The sequence below is a fragment of the Plasticicumulans lactativorans genome, from assembly GCF_004341245.1.
Taxonomy (GTDB): domain Bacteria; phylum Pseudomonadota; class Gammaproteobacteria; order Competibacterales; family Competibacteraceae; genus Plasticicumulans_A; species Plasticicumulans_A lactativorans.
On record NZ_SLWY01000003.1, the window covers coordinates 19,187 to 40,250 of the forward strand.

Annotated in this window: 15 protein-coding genes and 2 pseudogenes; 2 read left to right on the forward strand and 15 right to left on the reverse strand. The window is 66.7% G+C overall.

Annotated features, from left to right (window positions below; genetic code table 11):
• Nucleotides 1-392 precede the first annotated feature (392 nt).
• Nucleotides 393-485, forward strand: a pseudogene (locus tag EV699_RS20495) (hypothetical protein); the annotation flags it as partial.
• A gap of 225 nt (nt 486-710) precedes the next feature.
• Here EV699_RS20495 and EV699_RS20500 read toward each other — a convergent pair.
• From EV699_RS20500 to lexA, 4 genes and pseudogenes are all read right to left on the reverse strand, one after another.
• Nucleotides 711-896 (reverse strand): annotated as a pseudogene (locus EV699_RS20500) (hypothetical protein); the annotation flags it as partial.
• Nucleotides 897-941: 45 nt separating this feature from the next.
• On the reverse strand, nt 942-1,328 hold the full coding sequence (locus EV699_RS02420) for a helix-hairpin-helix domain-containing protein (RefSeq protein WP_165904000.1): 387 nt from the start codon (nt 1,326-1,328) through the stop codon (nt 942-944).
• Nucleotides 1,329-2,015: 687 nt separating this feature from the next.
• Nucleotides 2,016-2,678, reverse strand: coding sequence for a translesion DNA synthesis-associated protein ImuA (gene imuA / locus EV699_RS02425; protein ID WP_243662531.1), 663 nt, complete (start codon nt 2,676-2,678; stop codon nt 2,016-2,018).
• A 29-nt stretch (nt 2,679-2,707) separates the two neighbouring features.
• Nucleotides 2,708-3,304 (reverse strand): transcriptional repressor LexA, encoded by a 597-nt coding sequence (gene lexA, locus EV699_RS02430; RefSeq protein ID WP_132538597.1) that lies wholly within the window; start codon nt 3,302-3,304, stop codon nt 2,708-2,710.
• Nucleotides 3,305-3,601: 297 nt separating this feature from the next.
• Between lexA and EV699_RS02435 the strand changes: the two genes are divergently transcribed.
• Nucleotides 3,602-3,862 (forward strand): YjiS-like domain-containing protein, encoded by a 261-nt coding sequence (locus tag EV699_RS02435; protein ID WP_243662532.1) that lies wholly within the window; start codon nt 3,602-3,604, stop codon nt 3,860-3,862.
• Nucleotides 3,863-4,114: 252 nt separating this feature from the next.
• Here EV699_RS02435 and EV699_RS02440 read toward each other — a convergent pair whose 3' ends face one another.
• The 11 genes from EV699_RS02440 to EV699_RS02490 form a co-directional block, all read right to left on the reverse strand.
• A complete protein-coding gene (locus EV699_RS02440; RefSeq protein ID WP_132538601.1) occupies nt 4,115-4,351 on the reverse strand; it encodes a hypothetical protein in 237 nt (78 codons plus the stop codon).
• Nucleotides 4,352-4,481: 130 nt separating this feature from the next.
• Nucleotides 4,482-6,524 (reverse strand): protease Lon-related BREX system protein BrxL, encoded by a 2,043-nt coding sequence (gene brxL, locus EV699_RS02445; RefSeq protein ID WP_132538603.1) that lies wholly within the window; start codon nt 6,522-6,524, stop codon nt 4,482-4,484.
• A gap of 3 nt (nt 6,525-6,527) precedes the next feature.
• Entirely contained in the window at nt 6,528-9,080 is a 2,553-nt protein-coding gene (locus EV699_RS02450) for a PglZ domain-containing protein (RefSeq protein ID WP_132538605.1), read from the reverse strand.
• On the reverse strand, nt 9,080-9,742 hold the full coding sequence (locus EV699_RS02455; protein ID WP_132538607.1) for a hypothetical protein: 663 nt from the start codon (nt 9,740-9,742) through the stop codon (nt 9,080-9,082). Before EV699_RS02455 ends, EV699_RS02450 begins: the two co-directional genes overlap by 1 nt.
• Complete coding sequence (locus EV699_RS02460; protein ID WP_132538609.1) at nt 9,739-11,019, reverse strand: AAA family ATPase; 1,281 nt, start codon at nt 11,017-11,019, stop codon at nt 9,739-9,741. Before EV699_RS02460 ends, EV699_RS02455 begins: the two co-directional genes overlap by 4 nt.
• Nucleotides 11,012-14,968: a BREX-1 system adenine-specific DNA-methyltransferase PglX gene (gene pglX, locus EV699_RS02465; RefSeq protein WP_132538611.1), complete on the reverse strand. Its 3,957-nt coding sequence runs from the start codon at nt 14,966-14,968 to the stop codon at nt 11,012-11,014. The genes EV699_RS02460 and pglX overlap by 8 nt, the downstream gene beginning before the upstream one ends.
• 1 nt (nt 14,969) lies before the next feature.
• A complete protein-coding gene (locus EV699_RS02470; protein WP_279389393.1) occupies nt 14,970-15,371 on the reverse strand; it encodes a four helix bundle protein in 402 nt (133 codons plus the stop codon).
• Nucleotides 15,368-18,907, reverse strand: a complete 3,540-nt coding sequence (gene brxC / locus EV699_RS02475; RefSeq protein WP_132538615.1) for a BREX system P-loop protein BrxC — start codon at nt 18,905-18,907, stop codon at nt 15,368-15,370. The genes EV699_RS02470 and brxC overlap by 4 nt, the downstream gene beginning before the upstream one ends.
• 12 nt (nt 18,908-18,919) lie before the next feature.
• Entirely contained in the window at nt 18,920-19,498 is a 579-nt protein-coding gene (locus EV699_RS02480; protein WP_132538617.1) for a BREX protein BrxB domain-containing protein, read from the reverse strand.
• Complete coding sequence (locus tag EV699_RS02485; protein WP_132538619.1) at nt 19,495-20,280, reverse strand: BrxA family protein; 786 nt, start codon at nt 20,278-20,280, stop codon at nt 19,495-19,497. The genes EV699_RS02480 and EV699_RS02485 overlap by 4 nt, the downstream gene beginning before the upstream one ends.
• Nucleotides 20,277-20,867 carry a BrxE family protein gene (locus EV699_RS02490; protein WP_243662533.1) on the reverse strand — a complete coding sequence of 197 codons (591 nt, stop codon included), beginning with the start codon at nt 20,865-20,867 and terminating at the stop codon, nt 20,277-20,279. Before EV699_RS02490 ends, EV699_RS02485 begins: the two co-directional genes overlap by 4 nt.
• Nucleotides 20,868-21,064: the final 197 nt, after the last annotated feature.

The following is a 21,064-nucleotide window of genomic DNA, read 5'->3' on the forward strand; positions in this document are numbered from 1 at the left end:
GGCAGTGCATGTAGCAACTGTCGCCGCCTGCGACGTGTCAGGCGACACAAAAAATTGACCCCTGGCGACACTGAGAACTGCCTCCTTCGTTGAAGAGATAGGTCGAGATGGAAGAGGTATTCGCCCGACCTCCTGAGGTCGAGGCAAGTCGAGGGGGCGGGACGATGTGGGCGCTGCAGGAAGTGCAGAAGGTGTTGGCACTGTCAGCGCTAGGCTGGGGGCCTTGGCCCGAGGAGGTACGCCATGTGTGGTCGCTCCGCCCAACACCGCAACCTGGAGACCCTGGGCGCGTTGCTTGGCGCCGCGGGGCCTCGACGACTGGCAACCGCGCTACAACATCGCGCTGACCACGCTGGTGCTGGTGCTGGTGCTGGTGCGACGGTGCGCGCCACCTCGGCCGCTACCGCTGGGGCCTGGTGCCGACGTGGAACCAGAAGCCTGAGATCACCCACGTGACGTTCAATGCCCGCGCCGAGCGGATATAGCGAGCGCGCCGGCCTTCTGGTTCGCGTACGGCGTAAGCCTCGCCGCTGCCGCCCGTACGTGCCACCCGCCACCCGGGCCGCCCCACTGGGCGCCGGTGTGCGCGAGGTCCAGTGGAAATCGCGCGACCGCACCGTCAGTGCACCGAGCAGCGCGGTGTGATCGGCGAGGCGCTCGGCGATCAGGTGCACGACCTCGCCCTCGCGGCGCAGCGTGCCGATCACGCCGAGCAGGCGCGCGTGCGCCGCGGTGTTGCGGTAGCGGCGCTTGACCCGGTCCCAGACGATCAGGTTGGTGCTGCCAGTCTCGTCCTCCAGCGTCACGAACACCGCGCCGTGCGCGCTGTCGGGCTGCTGGCGCGCGACCACTAGGCCGATCAGGTGCACGCGCGTGCCGTCGGCGCCGGCCTGCACGCCGGCGCAGCGGCAGGCGCCACGGCGCTGCAGGGCGTCCGAGCGTCAGCCCAAGGCTCGCGTAATCCGCCACCAGCGCCTCGCCCTCGGTGACCACGGGCAGGCACGGGAGCGCTTCCTGCGTTGGTGCGGGCGCCCGCGGGGCCGGGCGTCGTGCACCGCCAGCGCCTGCCAGCGGGCCTGATGCCGGTCGCCGGCCAGTTTGGCGAAGGCGTCGGCTGCGACCGGCGCGTCGCGGGCGTGCCGGTCGAGAGCGGCGCGGCGCACCGCGTCATCGAGGTCGCGGAACAGGGGCCGTGCCTGCGCGTCGACCAGACGCCGCACCACGTCCTGCGCCAGCCCTTTGACCAGCCGCAGGCCGAGGAGCAGCGCGAGGCCGGCCGCGCCGGCGGGCTCCAGCGCGCAATCCCAGGCGCTCGCCTCGATCCGCACGGGCCCGCACCTCCATGCCGTGGCGGCGGGCATCCTGCAGCAGCTGCTCGGGGGCGTAGAAGCCCATCGGCTGGCTGTTGAGCAGGCTGCAGAAGAAGGCGGCCGGCTCGTGGCACTTGAGCCAGGCCGACACGTAGGCGAGCTCGCGGCGTGTGACTCGGGGAAGCCGTATTCGCCGAAACCCTCGATCTGTCGGATGATGCGTCGCGCGAAGGCGTCGGCGTAGCCGCGCGCGGACCTGGGCGCGCTGTAGGCGTAGGCCTACCTGTGCCAGCGTGTGCAGGGTGGCACGCTCCAGCGCCGGTTCACGCCGGTGCGGCCGCAGTCCGGCGCAGCGGATGAGCGCCTCGGCGAGTGCATCGCCCGCGGTCACCCCGCGCTTGCGCGCGGCCGCGTTGCAGGCATGCACCTGGTCGCACCCGGCGACGGTCGCGGTGATCGCCAGTGGTGTGTGCCCATCGTCGGCGAAGCATTCGAGCGCCAGGTGCTCACACCACAGATCGAGCCAGAGCATCGGTGCCCAGCGGAGTGGAGTAGAAGCTGTTGGGCACCCACTCGCCATCCCTGTCGAGCATCCCGGCTTCGCGGGCGCCCATCCCGTGCCTCTACGGCGTGTCCAACGGCCCCGGTTCGCCCTGCGCATCGGGCCTGCTACGCCCGTCGAGACGCGCTGCGCAGACCCGACGCTCAAATGGCTTGACGCCATTCTCCCTGGCTACCGGGGGCTCCTCGGCTCGCGGGTCGCTCCATGCCTCCTCGTCGGCGAACAGCGGTACAGCGGACGGCGACCACGGCACGCGCAGGCCCGCCGCGCCGCTTCAGCACAGCCACGCACACCCCCTGCGCGCTCACCGTGCAGTGCAGGCGCAGCGGTGCCGGCGAGGGTGCGTGTGCGTGTGCGTGCGCCTCGGCGCGGAACAGCCAGCCGAGCGTGCCGCCATGCGCGGCGGCGAGTTGCAGGCGGCGCAGTTGCGTCATGCCAAAACCGTCGCCCCAGGCCAGCACGGTGCCGGCGGCCGAGTCGCGCGGGGCCTGCTCGCAGGCCCAGGCGGCGGCGGCGTCCCCCACGCGTACCCAGAGCAGGCGCTCTAGCGCGACACCGGCCGCCGCCCAGGCCGGGGCGTAGGGCGGCTGCGGTGGATCGACCAGCACGATCCAGCGCTCGCCGGCGGCGAGCGTAGCGAGCGCGGGGGCGACCAGGCCGAGCTCGCCGATCGCAGGGTCGGCGAGCAGCACCTCGATCAGCGTGCCGAGGGGCCAGCCGCCGCCGATGGCGGCGTCTAGCGCCGCCCGCCCGCTCGGCGCTGCTGCGTCGCGCAGCGGCACCGCCTTGGTGCCGGCTCGCCACACGAGCCCCCGTTCGAGCAACCGCTCCAGGCTCACGGCGCCCCCCGTAGAGGCGCACCACGCCCACCAGCCGCCTCTGGGATGCGCACGCGCTCGGCGGGGTAGCGCAGTAGCTCCAGCGCGGCGTTGGCCGGCGCCAGCACCACGCTGCCGTCGGGGCGCGGGTGGTAGTACTTCAGCGTCACCGAACCATCGTCGAGCAGCGCCACTACAATCGCGCCGTTGCGCGCCTGCTCGCAGGCCTCGATCGCCACTGCGTCACCGTCGAGAATGCCGGCCTCGATCATCGAGTCGCCCTGGACGCGCAACGCGTAGCGGCCGACGCCGAGCAGCGCGCGCAGGTCGAAGCCGTGGGCATCGGTGATGGCCTCGATCGGCCGCCCCGCCGCGATGCATCCGAGCAGCGGCAGTTCGGTGCCCGTAGCGGCTGCTCCGAGCAGGCGTACGCTGCGGCGCTGGCGTGGGGGCATCGCGATCAGCCCGGCGGCTTCCAGCGCCTTCAGGTGGCGGTGGACGACGCCGTGCGAACGCAGGCCGACGGCCGCGGCGATCTCCGCCACCGTCGGCGCCCCGCCGCGCGTTGCGCGCCAGTTGTGCAGGCATTCGAGGATGCGCTGCCGGGTGTTCATCCACGATGCGGTGCCTGGCAGCCGGAATCGCCCACGCCGCCAACGTGCTCGGCGACGCGGCCCTGCTGATGACATTCGCCGAACGTGATGGCCGTCATCCCCGGCACGCGGTGGTCGAACGCTCCTGCGCCTGACTGGAACCGTGCCGAAGACCTTCAACGGACGCCAAGGCATCGGTCCGTATAGATAATCTCATGCTGCACTTGCACATTACTCGTTCGGCGAATGCGGACATTCGTCGTATGCTGCAACGCATCAAAGCTGCACCGGCGTGCAGCACGCAGTAAGAGGTGCCCCATGTTTACGCTCATCCAACTGTTCAGCCTGGCCCAGAACCGTTTCGAAAACCGCGCCGCCAAGCGCCAGCTCGCCGCGCTCAGTGATCGCAACCTCGCCGACATCGGCATCGAGCGCGCCGAAATCACCGCAGTGGTCGAGGCGGCCGACGCCGCCGTCCGCGGCCGCCGCCTGCGCTACGCCCGCGACATCGCCTCGCCGGCGCAGCAGTTCGCCTACATGCGCGCGCACCTCGGCGGCACCGGCTCGCAGCTCGCCTGAGCCCGCCGCCCCGACCGGGGCGCGACACGGCAACATCGAAGCACCGCCGCCTCCGGGTAGCGGTGTTTTTCTTTTGGCCACGGGCATACGACGTGGTGCCGCCCTACTGCGTGGCCCGGTGCTCGGTGGCGAGGCGCGTGGACTCGGCGAAGTGCACACGCCAGCGGTAGCGTCCGGCGTCGGCCGCTCGCCCGGTTATCGACCTGGCGGCATGCACGGTGGACGGCGAGTCGTCGGTTGGGTCGTTGTTCGTCACCGGCGAAACAGGCTCGACGACACGCGGTCACGCTCCTGCTCAAACAGGAGCGCGGCCCGCCCCGGGTCCAGCAGGCCCCGGCGCATCAGGTCGCACAGGCCGATGCGCACGGCGACCAGTACGGCGAGGTCGTCGCTGGTGCTGCGCGCCTGGTACAGGGCGATGGCATGTTGCTGCTCGGCTGGCGCGCAACCGGTGGGGGAGTTCGAGTGGAGTGGGGGCCGCGGCGGCACCGGCTCTGGAAGCGGGCGACGCCACCGGAATACAGAGGTGTAATGAAGGCGATGTGCTGATTGATGGTGGCCTCAATCTCCAGCACTGCGGGCATATCTCGCGTCTTCCCCTGTCCGGTAATTGCCACCCTCATACCAGTCCCAGCACTTTCATCGCCGCCGTCTTCGGATCGCCAAAAAAGATCGGGTCGACGTGCTCCATGATGTCGGCGCTGACATCAAGGAAGTTCCGCTTGTTCTCGATGGGGATGAGTGCGCGCTTCGCGCCGTTGTCCTTGGCCACCTGCAGCGGCTCCGTGAGCGAGCGTAGCGGCTTGATGTTCCCTTGGACGCTCATGTCACCGAGGATCAGCAGCGCGGGGCTCACAGGCGCCTTGCGGAGCGCTGAATAGCCCGCGACGAAGAATGCCACCCCGAGTTCAGCCTCGACGCGGTTCGCGAGCAGATCGATGACTTCGACGTGCAGGTCGGAGACGTCCAGATCGCGCGCAATGCCGAGGTCGGTCTTCTTGGCTAGCAGGTAGCTGAAGGCGCGCTGGACGGACTCCTTCGTGGCACCGGTGATGCCACCGGCCAGTCGGAGCTTGCCGGTACCGTTCGAAACCGAGATCTCCACACGGTAGAGGCCAACCGTTCCATCCGACGTGACGCCGGCGCTGTAGACCGTTCCGGGGGAGAGTGGATCTGTCGAGATGAGATCGCGCCCGCCCTGCTCGGGTACTCCGACGAACCTCTCTTCGCCGGTTTCCTGCAGCGTGTAGCTGAACGACGTGTGGTAGTACTCGAACGAGCCCATCTTCTTGAGCTGTTCCTTCACACGCCGGCGGCCTTCGAGAGCGAACTCGAGGATTTCTCCGAGTTCGTCCTGTGTCACTTCGCCATGCGGGAAGAGGATCTTCACGAGACCCGAAACCGTCTTGCGCACCGCCTTGCGGTCACGCGCGTTGAGGTGCGCGCCGAACGAGAAATGGCGATCGATGATCTCGGTAAAGTTGTGCTTGCGCAGCTCGCGGAGCGCCTCGGCAAGGTAGTCGACCACGAAGCCGTAGTGGTCCGTGAAGAGATCGTTCCGCATCTTCGGGATTTCCCAGCCGGGGAGATAGAAGTGCATGCGGTCGATGAAGGCCATGTCGTCGCGGATGATGTCAGGCATCGGCGCGAACAGGTGGCTGGTCTGCACCATCACGTCGACGGGCTGGTTCGTATTGCCGAACATCGCGATGCTTGCATCGCCGGAGACGGCTTCCTGGCCACGCTGGTAAGTACCTGACTCACAGTAGGTTTTCATCGTTGTGATGACTTCCTTCGGCATCTTCTGGAGATCGGCAACCTCGTCGAAGCCGACCACGTCCCAGATCTGCACCATGCCTTTCTGCCGGCCCGACATGTGGCCGAAAAGATTCGCGACCGTGGTTCCTCCCGTGAGCAGTGCCGAGTACGGCGACACCTCCTGTACGACGTAGGTCTTTCCGGTGCCCCGTGGGCCGAGTTCGACCAAGTTGTAGTTGCGCTCCGCGAGCGGGATGAGGCGTACCAGGAACAGCAGCTTGAGCCGCCGCGACATCTCACCCGGCTCGTACCCCATGCTTCGAACGATGAGATCGAGCCACTCGTCGGTCGTGAACTGGCTGCGTACGTCTCGGTACTCGTCGAGGTCGAAGGTTGCGATCTGGATCGGGGTCAGCTTGTCGATCCAGAACGGGTTTTTGCCCTTCGATTCCTCGTCGTACTCGAAGCGCATGTCGACCTGCGCCCACACGCCGCCCATGACGAGTCGCTCGTACTCGCGCACATAGTGCTCGGGTACGTGCACGTTACGGTGCCCGAAGTTCGTGACCTCGGCCCAGTAGTCCGAGTCGACGAGGCGCACTTTCACCTTGTCGATGAAGGTGTGGCGCCCGCGGTCCTTGACCATCGCCTGCGCCTTCATCGACTCGTCCGAGCGGATGTAGTTGTTGGCGAGCGTGTCGTTGACGACCTGCAGCCCCATCTGGATCGCAACCTCATCGGAGGAGGCGCAGTACTTCCCGAGGAGGAACTCGAGCACGAACACCGGCACGTTGGCGCCGACCTTCACCTTTCGGACGAGGTCCTTGCGCACCACTTTCCCGGCGAACAGGCGGTTCACCTTGTCGTCGAGTGCATCCCGTGTCGAGGCTGCCCCGTTGGTCATGGCTTACACTCCAAGTCGAACTGGGATGTCATTGGGCGATCGGTACAGCTCCGCGTCGGTCGCCGGGTCCTGCACCACGACGCGCAGCGAAACCACGTCTTCGTCGTTGAGCAGGAACGCGACTGTGACCGGACTGTTCGGTTCGAGCCTCACGCACCCGCTTGCTCGATCGAATTGCGCGTCGACGGCCATTCCGACGGCCCCGACCTGCCTTCCCGCGGCTACCAGCAAAGGGCGGACCTGGATGTCCGTCGCGTCGAGCATCATCTGCCTCCCGCCGAAAGTGAACGTCACGCTGAAGATGCGGTTCGTGACCACATCGGGAAGCGCAGACGCCGCGATCGGTCCGGCGGAAGGGGGGGCGGATTCCCTGGCCCGCGTGCGTACCGTGAGCACAGGCACCACGAGTTCCTGGAGCGATGGCCCGCCGTGGTGGAAGGCAAGGTCGCCGCCCGCTCGGAATACACCGGAGACCGCCGGGAAGACGAACTCGAGATCGGATGCGTAGCCAAGAGCGGAAGCTGTGACGCGCACGCATCCTGGCGGCGTGCTCCCGCCACGACCGATCCAGCAGCGCCGGTGCAGCTCCACCGTGTTCCCGCCGGGGGCGTCGGTGCGCATCGACTCGTCGCGGTCGTTGGCGAAGAACAGGTGGCCGTGGTCGGCGCTGACCACCGCGTGCTCGATGCCCGTCGCCGCGAGCTTGCGAATCGCGCGCGCGAGATTGTCGATGACCGTGTCCATCACCTGCCGCGCCTGGAAGGTGAAGCCCGTCTCGCCGGCGTGATCGATCTCCTGCGAGCGGACCACGACCACCTGCGCACCATCGAGCTTCTTCGTGAGCTTCGACGGTTGGAGGCTCAACAGTTCGTCGAGCGCAAGGTCGACCAGCTTCGGCACACGCGCGGCCGCGTGCTTCTTCCGAGAGGCGAGGTCGGGCAGGAAGCTGTCGTCGATGCGAGCACCGAGCTTGCCACCCTGTTCCACCACCGAGAAGCTCGCGGACGCCCCGGGCTGCAGCGCGGCCATGCCGATGGGCGTGATGCTGGGCAGCGCGCCCACGGCGGCGCGCACGGAAACCTCGGACGTCTTGGGCAAGCGCTCGGCGAGCTCGACGCCCATCTCGTAGCGCATCGCATCGACGAGGAAGTAGGCGACGGGCTTGGGCTTGTCAGCGACGATCTCGCTCCAGACGCGCGTCTGGTGGAGAGCCCCGGGCACGGTCCACCCGGCCTTCACGAGCGCCTTGGTGAAGCCTTCCGCCATCGCGTGGCACGTGTCCTCGTGGGCGCGCCGGACCACGCCGAGCGGGCGCTCCTCGGGTTCCTCGTCGAGGTTCGCCACCCAGGCCTCGAGGCGGCGCTGCGCTTGGTCGAGGCGGAACCACCCGTCCTTCGACACGTAGGCATCGAGCCACGCGGCAGGGTCTCCCGAGGTCATGTTGACGGCCTTTCGCACTTCCATCGCGACGTTGCCCAGCTCGGCCATGCGCCGACTCGCTTCCCACTGGGCCTTCCGGCTGACGTCTCGGTCAAGCCAGAAGCTCTGCTCTCGGTTCGCAACGAGCGCGAGCGCCTCGCCGAACTTGCCGTTCGAGATAAGGTCGCCCGCGTGGCGAAGGAGCGCGCGCTCCTCGAAGCGGAACGTGTCGATGGCGCCGAGCGCGCCGGAGGGCAACTTCGCGTTCTTGAGCCCGAGCTCCTCCTCGACGCGGTCGGCGAGCGCCGCGTAGGTGTCGGCGTGGCCGGTGCGCAGGCGCCGGGCGAGCTCGCGCACGGCCGACTCCTCGTCCTTCGTGGGCGGCTTCGCGACGCTGTCGAGCGAGGCGGGCGCGTCACACGAGAGGTCGAGGCGGAACTCGCCCGCGAGCACGTAGCGCAGCACGATGGCGCGCAGCTTCGAGAGCGGTGAGTCTGCAGCGAGGTCGAGCCCCAGCCGCGCCTTCACGAGTTTGATCAGCTCGCGCGTCGCCTCCTTGCTGACGATCTCCGCGTCCCGCGCGTCGCTCACGAGCCACGCCGTGAGGAGCCCGTCGTTGCCTCTGGCGTCGTGGAAGATGCTCTTCAAGATCGACGGCGGCTCCGCGCCGGCGTTGCCGGCGGCCGCGCGCGCGAGGTCTTCATAGGAGACCTTGCGGTCGAAGGGCAGCATCTCGTCGACGACGCCGAGCGTGTACTTCTGGAGCAGGACGTTCTTGGCGAGCTGCTTGAGCTGCGGCTCCCAGGTCGTGCCGGCCTTCTCCTGTTCCATCAGCACCGACGCGCGGCGGTCGCGCGCGATGCCCGGCACGTAGATGATCACCGAGTCGGGCGTGTCTCCGCTCACCAGCGGCTCGACGACGGCGCGCAGCTCGAACAGCGAGCCCGCGTACTCGGCGAGGCTCGCCTTGATGCCGGCGACGCCCACCGTCACGGGCTCGCTCGCCGCGCGCGGGCCACCGCGCACCTCATCGACGAAGGGTCGGAACTCACCGCGCTCGTCGTACCAGACGACGACACGCCGAGACTTGATCTTGTCGGCGAGCTGCTTCGCCACGTAGTCGTGAAGCGCGTGCATCAGGCGTCTCCTCGCACGAGCTGTCCCTGCCGCCGGAGTTCGGATGCGATGAACGGAGCACGACGTTTGAGATACGACAAGGAGATGCCCCCGGCATCAGGCCCCAGCCAGTAGTCCTCGACGTAGCGCTGCCGCTGCCGCCAGCAGTCCCGAAGGTTCAAGAGCTCCAACGTTGCATCGATCTTCTGATGCTGTGCCTCGGGTGCCGGCCTCCCGCGCACGATGCGGTAGCTCGCGAGGTCGAGCTCGAACCAGCCGACTTCCGCGTCGATCGGATCCACCAACCCCAGCAGCTCCCCCTTCTTCGAGTTCACGATGCCCGCGCACAGCCGGTAGTTCGACCACTCGTACACGAGACTCCATGCCTGCGACTTCGGGATGACGTGGTCGACGGTCGGGTTGCCGGTGTCCTCGATGAACATCGCCAGATAGGCGCAGCGCTGTTCATAGGCTTGCATCATGCCGTCGAGAGCCTTGCGCCAGAACGGCGGGAACTTGTCCGCAGGAATGTTCGACTCGGTGTCGGCCACCGGCGCGCGACGCCGGCCGCGACGCTTGCCGGGCGGCGTACGCCCCACCAGTTCGTCGATCGCCGCGCGACCGGGCTGGCGGACCATGCGGTCGAAGCCTGCAGGCTCGGGTGCAAGCACAACGGGGATCACGGTTTCGTCCCCCCCTTGCCCTTGTCCCCAGTCGAGGTGCGCTTCGAAGGCGCCCGGTGCTGCTCCATGAAATAGCCCCAGCGTACCCAGAACGGGTCGATGTCCGGCAGGCCTGCCTTGCGAAGCCCCTGATCTGCCTGCGCGATCTCCTTCGCGGATGGCGCGGGTGCATCGAGTATCGCCTGCGCCGCAGCGATGGCCTGCTCGCCTTCGAGCGAACGGGGCTCCTTCAGATCGAATGCCTCGCTGACGAGCCAGTTGCCGATCTCGCCGTGACGCACGTAGGGGCGCTTCCTGAGCACGGCCTGTCGTTGCTCGAGGTCGAGGTCGAACCACGCGTCATCATTGGCATTGAAGAACGGTTCCAGCGACGCGAGGACGAGCGGCGAGTGCGTCGCGGCGATGAGTTGCACCTTCGAGCCGTGCTCGCCCGTCAGAGCGTCCATCACCTTGAGCAGTGCGGGCACGATGCGGCGTTGCCACTGGGGGTGCAGGTGCCCCTCGATCTCGTCGATGAGGAACACGATCTCTCGGGCCGGCTTGTCCCCTCGAATCCTCGTGCTCTCGACGTGTTCCTGCCACGCCCAGGTCAGCAGGTAGGCCAGCGCGATCACGCGACGCATTCCCGCCGAGGCGTGAATGATCGCAACGTCTTCGCCATAGGGCATGCGCAGCGTCGGGTAGCGCTGTGGATTGTCGATGGTGAGCTTCCGCAAGTCGCCTGGGACGAGTTTCTCGCTGTGCGACGGAGAAAGCGTCTCGATAACGTGCTTCAGTACCTGGAAAGACTGGTCATTGCCGGCCTGCCAGAGCGCCCAATCATCGAGCAGCCCCTTGCAGTATCTGTTCCCTTTCCAGACGGCCTCAGAAGTGAAAAGAAAAGCGTTAGGCCGGTCCGGCGCGTCCTGCGTCCAGTAGTTTCGTGCTGGGTCCCATACCGAGAAACCGCCGTCGACCTGCGCGTAGAGGATCACTCCTGGAATCGGTGGACGGCTTGCCTTCACCGTCCAGCGCATCTTGTCGGGCTCGTAGGTGCTCTTGAACGCATACGCACCCGCTGTCTTCTTTGTATATGAGTACAAGATCTCCGCCTTCGCGCCGGGCTTCGGGATCACCATCTCCCGTGCCCAGGTGCGCGTCAGCGCCCACCAGGCAACGTCGAGCAGGAAGCTCTTGCCGAGCCCGTTGTCGCCGGTGATGAGGTTCAGTCGGGGCGCGAGGTCCATCTTCATCTCGGGCGCCGGCCCGACGTTCTTCAGGTGAATGGACTCAAGCATTGGCTTTTCCCTTTCGCGTCTTCTTAGCGCTACCCGTCGGCGCGGGCGCTTCGAGCAGGCTCTTCAGCGCGGACTTCACGGCGGGCGACGTGCGCTCCTTCACCAGGTCGTCGAGGCTCTTGATGGGCGTCTTGCGGGCGGTCCACTTGCCGTCGGTGCCCTCGGCCCAGAACACGTCCTCGAGCCCGTGGGCGATGGCGAGGCTGCGGTCCTTGGCGCACTTCGGGACCACTCGCTCGGGCCAGAGATGCATCGCGAGGTGGGCCCAGTCGTATTTGCCGTCGGCGAGCGCGTCCCAGGTGGACTTCAGCTCCTTCTGCCAGGGCTTGTTCTGCGGAACGAGCCGCCAGAGCGGCGCGAAGTTGATGACCACGCCGTCATCGAGGTTCGGCTTCCAGAGCGGCGCGACGCGCTTGACTTCATCGAGGAAGGCGCGCAGCTCTTCGACGAGCCCCTCCTGCGCGGCGAGCTGCTTGCGCTGGGCGGCGGTCGCTCCGTCGCGCAGCTCGCTGGCGAGCGACTCAAGGCGCCGCTCCTCGTGCGCGAGCTTGGGCGCGACGTAGTCGTTCTGGACGCGGAAGAGCGTATCCTTGCTGAAGGCGTGGAGGTAAAGCCACACCGAGTAGCCCGCCGATGGCGTCGCGAGCTGCCAGTAGATCGGCGCCTTGCGACGGCTCTTCGAGTAGCGTCGAAGATGGTAGGAGAAGAACTCCCGGGACAGCCACGGTCTCAGCTCGTCGGAGCCCGAGACAGCCCGACAAATCTCCTCGCGCCAGGCATCCGCCCGCGAACCCATATGCTCGTCGAGCACTTGAAGCACGGCGCCCGTGATGTCCTCCGTACTGCCCGGATCATCGACACCCACCACCCCGCGCTTCCTCGAGCCATGTTGGGATGTGCCTACTGCGTCGAAGGGACGCAGAGCGTCGGGCTGCTGAGAGGGCGCCGAGGCATCACGAGCCGAGAAGTGTCCAGCGACGACTCCGAATGCGAAACCGATCAGCTCACGTGCCAGTTCCGACGAATCTGCGCCTGCGGCCTCCTCGACTTCGTCGCCATCGTCGTCCTCCTGCCCGGGATCCTCTCCGTTCTGTTCTTCCTCCTCTTCGCTGGCTCCGAACCCCGCCGAAATCGCGCACTGATCGTCCGCACCGATTCCGTACGATGCGAAGGACTTCTCGTCGATGACCTGCTGTACACGCGCGTACTCCAGTTGGAGTTGGTCAACGTGCTCGCTCCATGCCTTCGTTCGCGCTGCCAGATCTTCGCCGGAAACGAGCAAGAGTGCCGGTCCAGCAAACGACGGAGACGTCTCGGATCGAAGCGACAGTCCGCGGCGAGCTTTCCAAGCTTGGAGTGCAAGCTGTCCGAGCTCAGTACGAACCGTAGGAGGAAGCTCCGGCACGGGCGTCCGCTGGAGTATCCCGACCTCATACGACCGTGCGGCGCCTCCGCGACCGGTCGGCTCCGCCGCGGCAAGCTGGAACTCGATCAGTGATCGGAATGCCTTGCTATTGCTGATGGCGAGAAGGGCGAGCAACTCTTCTTCGTCATCTCCTTCAACGATCGCAGCAGGCCCCTTGTCGCCGAAGATGCATCCGGCAGGCAATGCGCGAATGGACAGTTCTCCCTTCGTGCGCCGCGTCCAAGTAAGTCCGGGTCGGAAATACAGTTCCCGACTAGGCACGATGGCGAACTTGTACGTGCGGGTCGTTACGCGCTCCGCAAGCATCTCTTCGCCACTCTGGCCCCACTTCACCTTCATTTGTGGATCGGCATGGAAGGGCGACCAGGGCCCACCCTTGACATGCAGGGCCCAATGGTCGCCGCTGACCTCCCACAAGAGCCGAAGGAAGCGATAGTCGTCGTTCGTGTTGACGCCTCGTCGCGCAACGCGTCCCTGCGATTCGAGCTTAGGGAGGCGCGCAAACACCGCTCGCAGCGCGTCGCTCACCCAATAGGCAAACGGCGACCCGGTCACAGCCCCGAACGCGCTCGGGTCGACCTCGAACCACTGTCGTCCTAGCGCGCGGTCCGGTGAGCGTAGAACCGTCTCCAGCGCACCCTTCTTGTCCGTGCGCTCCTCAAGAACGCGGATGAAGGTCGTTTGGGAGCGACGGTCCGTGCCGCCAAGCTGCAAGCAGTACGCAGCGGCTTCGACCATCGCGGCGTCCATCACCCCCAAGCCGAGGTCAGCCACAACGACGGGCGGTGCGCAGTTCAACACAACCTCTTCGCGCCAACGCTGAAATCGCGGGAGGAAGAAGCCGGTTCGAGAAGTGATGGCGCCGACCATCCCCGACGGGACGAGTAGTTCCGTCCCACGCTCGACGAAAGCCGCGTAGATGTCGTTCTTGGTCCGTGGATATGCTTGGTCGAACGTCTTCTTCGACCGCATGCTCCCCGCGCCGAATGGCGGGTTCATCAAGACCGCGTCGAACTTCTTCTCGGCGACGGTGAGGAGCGCCACGCCATGCGCGGCGTCGTCGGCGAAGAGCCTCCTCCGCGTGTTCGTCGCTCCGGCCTCCTCTCGCACGAAGCGGTCGAGCGCGGCGCGGATGCGCTCCTCGGGTGGCGCGAACAGATCGCCGGTATGACCGCGCTTCGCCTGACGCGTGACGAGCTGCTCGACGCGCAGCAAGAGCCCGAGGTCGCCCGCGAGGCTCAGCGACTCGACCAGCGACGTGAACACGAGCCCGAGCTCGGCGTCGCCCAGCTTCGCCACGAACTCCTTTGCGAGCTGGTCGTCGGCCACGAGCGGCTCGGCCACGACGATGTTCGAGCGGCGGATCTGTGCGCGCTCACCGCGCCCGATGCCGAAGTCGCGGTACGCCTTCTGCGCCCGCATCCACAAGGCGAGCTGGGCGATCTGCGCGCAGCGCGGGTCGATATCGACGCCGTGGAGGTTGTGCGCGAGCACGAGCCCCGGCACCGCCTTCTTCAGCGCGTCGAGGCTCGGGTAGTCCTCGGCGAGCGCCTTGCCCGTCGCCTCGCTCTTCGGGCTCGCCGGGTCGAGGTAGGCCTCCTCGTAGATCGCTAGCAGCAGGTCGAACGCGTAGAGCAGGAAGTGCCCGCTACCGCAGGCCGGGTCGAGCACGCGCAGGTCGCGCGGGTCCTTCTTCGCCCGCGGGGCGAACTCCTCGCCGGGTTTGCGGACCATATACTCGCACTTGTCCGCGAGCGCGGTCTTCGTCCCGCGCATCTCGTACCAGATGCGGCCGAGCGTGTTGTCGGTGAGGAACTGCACCACGTAACGCGGCGTGAAGAACTGGTTGCGCACCGCCAGCTCGCGGCTGTTGCGCGGGGCCTGACTCTCCTCGCGCATCTTGCGGCGCTCGTCCTGACCGTTGAAGAACTGATAGACCCAGCCGATGGTCTCGTCCTCGCCCCATACGCGGGCGAGCTCGGTGGCGTTCAAGATGTCGAGGAGCTGCTCGAAGGTCGCGCGCTTGGGCCACAGCACGCTCGACGGATCGCGCCGGTCGAAGAGGACCTTCACCTCGGTCGACAGCTCGTCGAAGAGCGACTCGATGTAGAGCCGGTAGCCCGCGCTCTCGGGCAAGAGCGGCAGGCCCGGCGCCATGCCGCAGAACTCGCGGTAGCCGCCGGACTGCTCGCCCTTGGTGATGCACTCCTGCACCAGCTCTCGGGCCTCGAGCATCTTCAAGGCGACGAAGCGGTTGAGCGTCGTGAAGGCGGCGTCGCGCAGGTAGTCGCGGGCGGCGTCGGCGGCCGTCATGCCGGCGGCACGCTTGTGCTCGATGGCGGCGACGATGCGCTCGCGCGCGAACGCCTGGCGGGCCGAGAGGTGCTTGCCCGCCTTCGCGGCCACCTCGCCGTCTCGATGCACGTCGAAGTCGCCCTCGAGCTGGGCGGCGAAGTCCTCCTCGAGGAGCTTCCGCGCTCGCTGGGTGGCGCGTTCGATGGCGTTGCGTGTGTCCTTGTCCATGTCAGGGCTCAAGTTTCAGGGAGTCAGGGGTCAGGTGTTTGCGCAAGCCGTTGAGCATGCGGCCGACCTCTGACGCCAGGTCACGGGCAGTTGTCAGGGAGTCAGGGCGGGCGAAACCGAGACGGGATCCGAGCTCGAGCTGGGTTTCGACCTCGCAAAGCGAACCGTAGGCGATGTCCACGAAGCGGCGGTACTCGCCACCACCACGCCCGTAGCCTTCAGCGATGTTCGAGGGGACCGAAACGGCAGCGCGACGAAGCTGACTCGTGAGCCCGAAGCGCTCGTCGGCAGGGAACGAGGCCGTCAGCGCATAGACCTGCTCAACGAGCAGCATGGCCTTCTCCCAGACCTGAAGGTCTCGGTAACCGTTGCTCTTGACTCCTGATCCCTGACCCCTGCTCACTGAACAATCACCTTCTTGCCGGCGCCGATGAGGCGCGCGCACTCCTCGCGCACGCCGTCTAGCGCCGCTTCGAGCTGCTCTTCGGTCTCGACGCCCCCGGCGAAGTAGCTGCCGACGCTCACGGTGACGACGCGCTCGCCGTCGATGATGCGTCGCAGCTCGGCGATGGCGGCGCTGAGGCGGCCGCCGCAGGCGTCGCGGTCGGCGCGAAGCTGCGGGATCGGCACACGGGCCTCGTCCCGCTTCGTGCCGCGCTCGAAGGGCTCGGCGAGGCGCCGCTGCTGGTCCTCGTCGATCTCGCTCCAGCCCGGCGTCTTCACCAGCTTGTCGAAGGCCTTGGTATACGCGACGACGCGGTCGTCGAGCGCCTCATCGAAGCGCTTCTGGTACTCGACCTCCAGCGCCTTGGTGTGCTGCTCGATGGCGGGCAGCTCCTTGAAGAAGGTCTCGCGCTGCAGGATGTCGTCGAGCTCCGTCGCGCGCGTGCGCAGGTCGTCGGCGAGGTCCGCCTCTTGGCTCAGAAAGCTCCACAGGCCGCTCTGCGCCTTGCGGGCGCGCTCGAGGTCGTGGAGGCGCGGGTCGCTCAGCACCTGCTCCAGCTCGACGGCGCGCTTGATGGCGTCCTTGATGGCGCGGTGACTCGTGTTGAAGGTCGCGATGGCGTTGTCCTCCGATCCCCGGAGGATGGCCTTCATCTGGCCGATGGCGCCGTCGAGCACTGCGCCGCCCGGCAGGCGATGCGCGGTGAGCGTGCCGAGCGCCGAGGCGACGGTGTCCTCGTTGCGCGCGACCTCCTTGCGCAGCTCGGCAACGATGGCGCCGGCGTTCAGCTCTTTCACCTCACTGCCGAAGGTGTCCTTGAAGGCCTCGGAGGACTTCACCAGCTCCTCGAACTCGATGCCCTTCTTGGGGCGGAACGAGGCCTGCCGGAACAGGTTGTTGTTCGAGAAGGTGTCGCGCGCCTCGACGCCCGTGACGGTGTCGAGCGTCTGCCCCTTGCTGGTCGCCTCGATCTTCCCGGCGCGCAGCAGCGAGAGAACGAGCAGGCGCACCGCTTCGAAGTCCCAGCCGAACGGCTCCTTCGCGAACTCGTCGGTGAGGTAGCGGCCGCTCGCGGTGTCGCCGTAGTTGGCGCGCTCCTCGATGCGGTCGAGCACCTCCTTGAGCGGGCCGCTCTCGGTGCGGAAGACGGTCTTGCCCTTCTCGTCGCGCAGGAGGCCGATGCTGCCGAACACGCTCGGCAGGCCCTGAAGGTTCTCGGCGGTGAAGAGCGCATCGGTGCCCTTCTTCACGTCCGTCGCCTTGGCGGCGGCCTCCTTGAAGCGGTCGAAGACCTCGGGCAGCACCTGACCGAGCACCTCGGCGGCGGTCTTCCCGACGTCGACGGCGCGGTCGCTGGGGCTCCTGTCGTTGCCCCGGAAGTAGATGCGGCCCGAGAGCGCCGCCGCCTTGAACAGGCGACGCAACTCGTCGCCGTGACGACGCAGCCGAACGCGCTCCTCGGCGATGAGGGCGGGCGTGTCCTCGCCCTTGGTCTCGCGCTCCTTGCGAGCGAGCATCTCCTTCGAGCGGAACAGCTCGACGGTCTCGCGGTCGATGGAGTCGGTGAGCGCGATGGCCCAGAAAACGTGCTTGCGCTCCTGCTGGCTGCGCGTGCGCAGCTCGGCGGCGAGGCCGTCGAAGTCCTTCCCGTCTTCGGCGAGATGGGCCTGGAACATCATGTCGCCCGCCGTGAGCTCGCGGCCGTGAATGGCGAGGCCCGCCTTGAAGGTCTTGGTGTCGAAGAGCGTGTGCGAGGGCTGCGGCTGCCAGAAGCCCAAGAGCACTTCCTGGTAGAGCCGGTGCGAGTCCCCAGGCTTCGGGCTGATGCCGTTACGCAGGCGCTCCCAATCGTCCTCGGCGGGCGTGGGGATGCGGTAGCCATCGTCACCGTGGCGAACCTGGTGGGCGGCCTCGAGCGCGCGGAGCGCCTCCTTCACCGAGGCGAGCTGGGAGTCGCCGCCGACCTGGCCGTGCAGGGCTGCCGCGAGGTTCTCCGCGCTGCGGTGGACGCTCTTCACGTACTGGAGCAGGCAGATGACCTTTGCCACCGGCTGCGCCAGCGGGTGTTCGACGAGCTTGGAGATGGCTGCGATCTTCGCGCGCACCTCGGAGCCGATGTTGCCCTCGACGAGGTCATAGACCTGATCGAGCCGCACGAGGTCGCCGACCGCGCCGTCGGCGAGGTTCACCGCCGGGTTGATGAGGAGCTGCTGCGCGAGCTTGATGATGGTGCGGTTGGCACCGCCGACGTGCTTGCTGGCGCCGCCCTGCGTGCGCAGGCCCGACACGACCTGGATGATGAGGTCGATCTGGTACGGCAGCAGCGGGTAGAGTTCGATGAACGCCTCGCGCGTCAGCCCGGGGAGCTTGATGTCGGCGGTGAGCCGCGAGTGCTCGGTGAGGCGACCGCGGTGCTCGTCGAACAGCTTTCCGAGCGTGGTCTGCGCGGTGGCGTTCTTCGAGAGCACGCGGCGGCTCGTGACCTCGGAGATGTCCGATGGCTCGAGATGGACCTGGAGCGGGAATCGGTCCATCAGGCGGGCCAGCTCGATCTTCTTGTCGTCGAGGCCGGAGACGAGCTCGCCGAGCTTCTCCTGTGAGGTGACGACGACCCAGTGCTTGCCGCGCCCCTTCACGCCGAGCTGCTGCACGACGGCCTGCAGGTCGAGCATCTTCTGGATGTCGCGGGCAACGAACTGACCGACCTCGTCGACCACGAACATCAGCGAGTAGCCGGTCTTGCGCCGCTTCATCAGCTCGTTCGCCCGCTCGGCGAGCTTGCCCGGGCTGATGTCGGCTTTGCCTTTAACCGCCTTCACCCACGAGTCGGCCACCGGGTAGGTGTCGGGATCGAGGCTGTGGAGCACGCGGCTCGCCTCCGACAGCGCGAAGGCAACCTTGCCCTTCTCGGTGGCCCAGTCCTTCTTGAAGAGCCGCTTGTACTCGTCCTCAAACTTGCCGAGCGAGCCCTTCTCCTCGAGGCCGATCTCCAGCTCCGAGAGGTCGAGATCCTTCGCGTAGCCGAGACTCTGCAGGAAGAGCCCGTACATGATCTCGGTGAGCGTCTGGTTGCCGCTGCGGATGCCTCGGTCCGTCGAGACGTCGAAGATGACCGCGTGGGTCGGGATCTTCTCGCTGATGGTGGTAAGCAACACCGAGAGCTTGTTGTCGCCAGCGCGCTGGGCGAAGCGTTCGGCCGCGGACGCCCCAGCAATACGACGGTTCGCAATTGCGAGGCCGAGCATCTTCGCGAAGCTCGACTTACCGGAGCCGAAGAAGCCCGACACCCAGATGGCAATGCCTTCGTGCGGCTTGTTTGGCGTTTCTGCGTACCGATCGAAGATATCGGCGTAGTGCGACAGAATCGCGCCCGTGACGACGTACTCATTGATCTCGTCGAGGATGATCTCCTCGTCGGCCTGATCAACCTTGATGACTTCTTCGATGCGACGGTGGATGTCGTTGGCGAAGATGGTCTTGATGGGCGTCGTCATCGTCGGTAGTTCTCAGAAGATCTTCGGGCGGTAGTTGTGCTCCGCGTCGAGCACGCCCATGAAGCGCAGGCCTGCCGCGCCATCGAGGTCGCCGGGGTAGAAGAGGACTGTCGGAACGTGGACGCGCCCCTTCAACTGTTCCAACAATGAGAAGGTTCGATAGCAGGGGAACAGCGCCCCTGTGCGCACGATGAAAACGACGTCGCGCAGTGGGTCGCCTTCTGCCGGGAGCTGGGAGGCGACGAGATCGACGAGCGTCGTTTCGCCCTCCGAAAGCACGGCGTGGACCGTCTCCACCAGCGTGTCGGTGCCGAGTTGGCGCTCGACGTCGAACCACTCGGACAGGGGGTGCTGGAGGCGCATGGCAGCGTCGAGGCGCTCGGCGAGCGAGATGCGGCGGACGCGCTTGCCCTTCTGCGACAGCCGCGTCTCGAGCAGCGTCACCTGCTTGCGCAGGTCGAACTCGTCCTCCGGGTCGTAGCGGAACAACGCGTACGGCATGTCGTGGTACGCGCTGATGCGCTGCCGGGGATCCGGTAGCTCGAGCACGGGTTCGAGGCTCTGCCTGATGCGGTGTTCGAGATCGCTCATACCACCATCTTTGCTGCGTATTCGCGGGCGTTCGCGCATGGGAGGGTCAACTGCACGAGGCTACCGGCGACCTGATAGTCGAGCTTGCGGTACTGGTGGAGCCGGAGGAGCTCGTGCTCGACATCGGCGGGGCGCATGAAATACAGGCGCCACTCGGGAGAAGCGACCACCTTGCGCGGGCTGAGCTCCTCGTCGCGCATCGCATGCAGCAGGTACAGGAAGCTGCGCTCCGGCAACTGGTACGATGCGAACTCTTTGGTGATCGTGCCGCGGAGAAGGCCGAAGTCGGCGGCTATCTTCAGTAGTCCCGCGGCGACGCGCTTCGTGGTCGTTTCGGACCACGCATGTTCTGTGGTTGCCCCGCGCTTGCCGATGTCTCCGAGGTACACCTCGACGTCTTCCGAGCAAATGCGAAAAGTCCCGGCTTCGTACACGCTGAACAGCCATGTTTCGAGGAAGTCCCGGACGAGAAATTCGTCGCGCGTCATGTGCCAGAGCAAGAGCGGTTTCCACTCGTCGAGCGGGAAGCCATGCTGCGCGAGCACGACGAGGGGTTTGTCGCGGTCGGCGGGATCGAAGCGGCGGTTCAGCACCTTGGCGACGTCGCGCAGCCAGGTGGTGGTGCTCGCGCCGATGAAGTTCTCGTCGCGGAGGCGGTCGAGATTCTCGCGCTTCGATCGCTCGAAGTTCCATGCTGCGAAGACGGCGTACGTTTCTTCGATCATTGCCCCCTTGATGACGGTGAAGGACGACGCCACGTTCGTGCGCGGAGCTGGTGTCATGCGTCTGCTCTCCGGGCGTATGGGACGACCAACGCTGCCGGCTCGCTGCACGCGAAGCCAAGTGCGAGCAGCGCGATATCGGCGTCGGTACCGGCGAATAGGCTAGGGAGCGGGACAGCGCGGCCTTCCGATGAGCGGGGCAGCTTGTGGCAGGCTTCGAGGTCTGAATCGCTCACGACCTCGAATGCCCGCAGGATGGCAAGCAGATTGTCGCCCGGGAGGGCTTCGAGCTGTTCGAAAAATGGAGTCCACTCGCCGGCGTGGTCGAGCCAGTGCTCCCAGCGCGCATCGAAGGCTTCCTCGACTGCTTCGGGTAAGCGCCACAGCGTGACGCAGCCCGGCGGGTCGAACACCTCCGAACACCGGTGCGCCGCGACCGCGAAGACCGCGCGGGCCTGCGCGAATCGGTGGGTGCGCGGAAAGCCGCGACGCAGCGCTGCCGTTCCGAGGCGCCCTAGCTGCCCTTTGGTGTTCCACCATTTGGCTCGGTCCATCTCGCCGAAGCGTGCGACCAGCAGACGCAACTTCAGCAGTCTGTCCAAGTCGAGCGCATGCCCGACCGCTTCAGCGTTCACCGATGGGTTCAAGATTGGCTCCACCATGTCAACTGCACCTCACGTCTCGCCTTGATGGCGATTCTTCTCCGTGAGGCGATGCCGCCGATGTCCCCGTTGCTCACCCTGGGCTGTTCCGGAGTTTGCCGCGAGTCCGACACTGTGACTGTAGGCGCTGACGGCCCGTGCCGGATAGCGGGGAGAACGACGATCGAGGGGCGAAAGGCAAG